The following is a 1,406-nucleotide window of genomic DNA, read 5'->3' on the forward strand; positions in this document are numbered from 1 at the left end:
GTCCACGGACGACACCGACCGCGGCTGGGGCGAGCGGCCGCCCGCCGGCGGAAGCGCGGCCGATCTGGCCCGCTTCCTCGACGAGAAGCCGCCGCACCACGTCTGACCGGCCGAGGCGGCCGGAGAGATCAGAAGCCGTTGCGTGAAGCGGTGGGAACCGTGCCACCACCGCGCTGCGCGACCAGAGCGTCCCGGATCTCCTTCAAGACCTCCAGCTCGGTGATCTCCAAGGTCTCCTGGACACCCAGCCGGGCCTTGCGCCGCGCCTCCTGCTTGGCGAGGTACTTCGCCATCGGCAGCACCATCAGGAAGTACACGACCGCCGCGGTGATGACGAAGGTCAGCGTCGCGTTCAGCACCGAGCCCCAGAGGATCTCGACACCCGTCGGCTGGCCGTTCGTGCCGATGCCGCACGGGGCCTTGAGGCAGGACTTGTAGCCGTCCAGGCTCTGTGTGCCGACCGCGCCGACCACCGGGCTGATGATCCCCTTGACCACCGAGTTCACGATGTTCGTGAACGCGGCGCCGATGACCACGGCCACCGCCAGGTCGACCACGTTGCCGCGCATCAGGAAGGCCTTGAAGCCTGCCAGCACGCTCTCCTTCTTCTCGCTCACCACTGAGCCTCTCTTCACATCTGCTGAACACGGAGCCAACGGTTCCGAAAACTACGGCAGTCCGGGCGCGGCGTGTCCAGTCGGTCCCCATACCGAAGTGAATTGACCGGCCGTGCGTGCGAATCAGCACAACGTCACCGCCAGGCGGGTCGTGGCGCCCGTGCCCACGAGAACCCGCGCGATGTCCCGCGGCACGGACAGCACCACCAGCGCCCCACCGTCCGCAACACCCTTGTCCGGTTCGGGTACTTCGGCAACCAGCGCCCCCGCGGCCACCACCCTGGGTGGCCCGGTGCGCTCCGCCGCGACCACGTCCACCCGGTCCCCGGGCCGCAGCAGCCGCACCGTCGCCGCGTCCGCGATGCGCACGGGCGCCGAAACCATCCGCCCTGCGGCGGGTGGCGCCGCACCCTGAGTGACCCGTACCTCGGGCCGCGCGGCGCCCCGCGAAGCCTGCGCCTCCGTCCCGCCCACCGCAACGGCCGCCGCCACGACGGCCAGCGCGGCCGAGGCGGCCCGCCGCCTCCGCCGTACGGCCCGGCGCAGCCGGTCCCCGCCCCGACCCACGCGAAGCGGCGGGAACGGAGGGACCGGCCGCGCCGGCGGACACGCGGACGACGTCGCGCACGCGGCCGGAGCGGGGACGGAGGGGATGGAGGGGACGGAGGGCGCGGAGGGCGGGGAGGGGACGGAGGGCGCGGAGGGGCCGGAAGGAGTGGAGCGGACCGAAGAGGTCGCGGACGTACGGGACATGACGAACACCACCAGACCGAGTGAGTTGCTGTGCCC

At 72.1% G+C, this 1,406-nt stretch carries 2 protein-coding genes; both read right to left on the reverse strand.

From position 1 onward, the window contains the following. Window positions 1-128: 128 nt before the first annotated feature. Window positions 129-617 carry a large conductance mechanosensitive channel protein MscL gene (gene mscL, locus ACWGIU_RS37860; protein WP_453712618.1) on the reverse strand — a complete coding sequence of 163 codons (489 nt, stop codon included), beginning with the start codon at window positions 615-617 and terminating at the stop codon, window positions 129-131. 123 nt (window positions 618-740) lie between these two features. Continuing rightward, window positions 741-1,184 carry a hypothetical protein gene (locus tag ACWGIU_RS37865; protein WP_453712620.1) on the reverse strand — a complete coding sequence of 148 codons (444 nt, stop codon included), beginning with the start codon at window positions 1,182-1,184 and terminating at the stop codon, window positions 741-743. Between the last annotated feature and the right edge of the window lie 222 nt (window positions 1,185-1,406).

The sequence above is a fragment of the Streptomyces sp. NPDC054840 genome (genome assembly GCF_053611065.1).